Here is a 2,897-nt window from a genome sequence, read left to right on the forward strand (position 1 = left end):
GGGCGCGGGCGGCGGCCGGGGCTACCGGGTCCGGTACGCCATCGCCGACGTCGCCGCGTTCGTCACGCCCGGCACCGCGCTCGACGTGGAGGCTCACCGCCGGGTGACGACCCTGTACTTCCCCGACGGCAAGGTCCCCCTCCACCCCGCCTGCCTCTCCGAGGGAGCCGCCAGTCTCCTCCCGGACCACACCCGCCCGGCGGTGCTGTGGACGCTGGACCTCGACGCGGACGGCCGTACCGAGAGCGTCGACGTGCGCCGCGCCCTCGTCCGCAGCCGCGCCAAGCTCGACTACGCGTCCGTGCAGAAGGAGATCGACGCGGGCACCGCCGAGGAACCCCTCGCCCTCCTGAAGGAGATCGGACACCTCCGGGAGCGCCTCGAAGTGGAACGCGGCGGCATCTCCCTCCACGTCCCCGAACAGGAGATCGTCGAACGGGACGACATCGGCGGCCCCGAAACACCGGGGACGCACGCACAGGACGACACCGGCGGCCACGAAGCCCCGGGGGCGTACGCACTCGAACTCGCCTACCGGGCGCCCCTCCCCGCCGACGCCTGGAACGCCCAGATCTCCCTGCTCACCGGTATGGCCGCAGCGGAGCTGATGCTCGGCGGCGGCACCGGGATCCTGCGTACGCTGCCCGCCGCCCCGGACGGCGCGGTCGGCCGACTCCGCCGGACCGCGACGGCGCTGCACATCGACTGGCCGCACCACGTCTCGTACGCGAGCCTGGTCCGCGCCCTCGACCCGCACGACCCCCGTCATGCCGCGTTCCTCCAGGAGTGCACGACCCTGCTGCGGGGCGCCCACTACACGGTGTTCCGCGACGGCGCCCTCCCCGACATCACCACGCACTCCGCCGTCGCCGCGCCCTACGCCCACTGCACGGCCCCGCTCCGCCGTCTCGTCGACCGCTACACCGCGGAACTCTGCCTCGCCGCGGTCGCCGGTACCCCGGCCCCCGAATGGGTCCTGGCCGCCCTCGACACCCTCCCGGACGAGATGGCCGGCGGCAGCCGCCTGGCGGGCCGCGTGGAGCGCGAGTGCGTGGACCTCGTGGAGGCCGCACTGCTCAGGGACAGGGTCGGCGAGGTCTTCGACGGCTGGGTGGTGGACGTGGAGGAGGAGCGGTCCGTGAAGGGCGGACCGGCCCGGGGAATCGTCCAGTTGGAGTCCCCGGCGGTCATCGGCCGCGTCGACGGCCGGAACGGCCAGCCGCTCCCGCTGGGGGAACGGCTGCGCGTACGGCTCACGCAGGCCGAGCCGGGTGTGGCGAAGATCCGCTTCGTACCGGCGTGAAGTCCCCCTGCGCCCGGCGGAGTCGGTCGATCTCGCCCACGAGCCGATCGGCGTCGTCCGCGTGGAACCGTACGAGCCGGACCGCCCTGGGTCGCCCGAAGAACGTCAAGTACTGCGCTTCCTCGGAAAGTTCGAGGGTGACGGTGGTCTGCGAACCGGCCTCCAGACTCAGCTCACCGTCCTTCTTCTCGTGCGTCAGGCACAGTTCGCGGCGGACCGAGGAGACGGTCGTGAGCGGGACGAGGAGGTCCACGGTGGCGAAGCGGCGCAGCCGCAGGGTGGTGTCGGTGAGGACGTGCGGGCGGGTGACCGAGGCGGCGTGCAGTCCGGCGACGATCAGGATCGTGTAGAGGTCGAGGACGAGGAGGACCCGGTGCGCCGACGGATGGTCCTTCAGCAGCACGGACATGGTGACCGTCTCGACGACGCACACGAACCCGAAGCCGAGCATCATCGGGCCCTGCCCGCGCGTGTACCCGAAGGCCCGCCCCTCGCCGACCCCGTGCGGCCGCCGGACCATCCAGCGGAACAGGCCGGCCAGCAGCAGGAGTTCGTGCCGGACGAGGGCACGGCCGACCCGGTGGGCACCCCCGATCAACACGGCGGGCGTCTTCCGCGTCCTGGGTGCCCTCGGCGTCCCTGTCGCGCCCGGTGTCCTCGGCGTCCCCGGTGTCCCTGTCGTCCCCGGTGGGTTCATCGGCGGTCCTCCATGAGTATCCGGAACGTGCGGCGGACGGCCTCCGCCTGGGCTGGAGCGAAGTCGGCGAAGAAGGCCCGCAGAAAGGCGCGGTTACCGCCGCCGCGCACGTCGGGGCCGCCGGTGCCGGTGCCGGTGCCGGTGCCGGTGCTGGTGCTGGTGCCAGTGCCGAGCCCGAGGTCGAGGTCGGCCGGGATGAGCTCGGCGGGGATGAGGCCGGCGAGGAGCCGGGCCGCCTCGTCGACACGAGGGTCGTCGAGGTCGGCGTCGACGAGGTCGTCGAGCAGCGCGTACGCCGCGTGCGCCCGCTCCACCGCGCCGGGCGACGCCATCATGGCCTCCAGCCCGGCCAGCAACTCGGCACGGGCCTCCGGGGGCGCGGTCGTCTCCAGGAGCGCGAACACCTCCCGGTCCTTGGCCGCCATGGGGGACTCGGGCGGCACGGGCCCGAACTTCCCGAAGAGGGCGGCGAGTTCGGGTGAGACGGGCCCTTCGGCGGGCAGCAGCCCGCGCCGCGCGTCCTCCCTCAGGACCCGCAGCCGGGCGCGCCGCTCCCGGATCGCCGACTCCTGCCGCGCGAGGTCCTCGTCCAGCTCGCCGAGCACCTCGACGAGCTCACGCCCCGCGTCGTCGGCCAGCACGTCACGTACCTCGGCGAGCCCGAGCCCCAGCTCCGTCAGCCGCCGGATCCGCGCGAGCACGACCGCGTGCCGCAGGGTGTAGTCCCGATACCCGTTCGCCCGCCGCTCCGGCTCCGGCAGCAGCCCCAGGTGGTGATAGTGCCGCACCGCCCGAGTGGTCACCCCGACGGTCGCGGCCAGCTCTCCGATCCGCATGGGACCAGTAGAAACGTTGACGTTGCGGCAAGGTCAAGGTGGCGGCCACGTGGCCCCGCTG

Annotated in this window: 3 protein-coding genes; 1 reads left to right on the forward strand and 2 read right to left on the reverse strand. The window is 73.5% G+C overall.

The window, feature by feature from the left end:
- A partial coding sequence (locus AOK15_RS40340) for an RNB domain-containing ribonuclease (protein ID WP_055524123.1) occupies nucleotides 1–1,303 on the forward strand: 1,303 nt, incomplete at its 5' end.
- On the opposite strand, the gene AOK15_RS40345 is transcribed toward AOK15_RS40340, so the two are convergent.
- Together AOK15_RS40345 and AOK15_RS40350 are read right to left on the reverse strand one after the other, a co-directional pair.
- Nucleotides 1,254–1,898, reverse strand: a complete 645-nt coding sequence (locus tag AOK15_RS40345; protein WP_055524128.1) for a hypothetical protein — start codon at nucleotides 1,896–1,898, stop codon at nucleotides 1,254–1,256. The genes AOK15_RS40340 and AOK15_RS40345 overlap by 50 nt on opposite strands.
- Nucleotides 1,899–1,996: 98 nt before the next feature.
- Nucleotides 1,997–2,836, reverse strand: a complete 840-nt coding sequence (locus AOK15_RS40350; protein WP_055524125.1) for a MerR family transcriptional regulator — start codon at nucleotides 2,834–2,836, stop codon at nucleotides 1,997–1,999.
- Between the last annotated feature and the right edge of the window lie 61 nt (nucleotides 2,837–2,897).

Origin of the sequence: Streptomyces ossamyceticus, from assembly GCF_001418475.1 — a bacterium.
In the GTDB taxonomy this organism is placed as follows: Bacteria; Actinomycetota; Actinomycetes; order Streptomycetales; family Streptomycetaceae; genus Streptomyces; species Streptomyces ossamyceticus.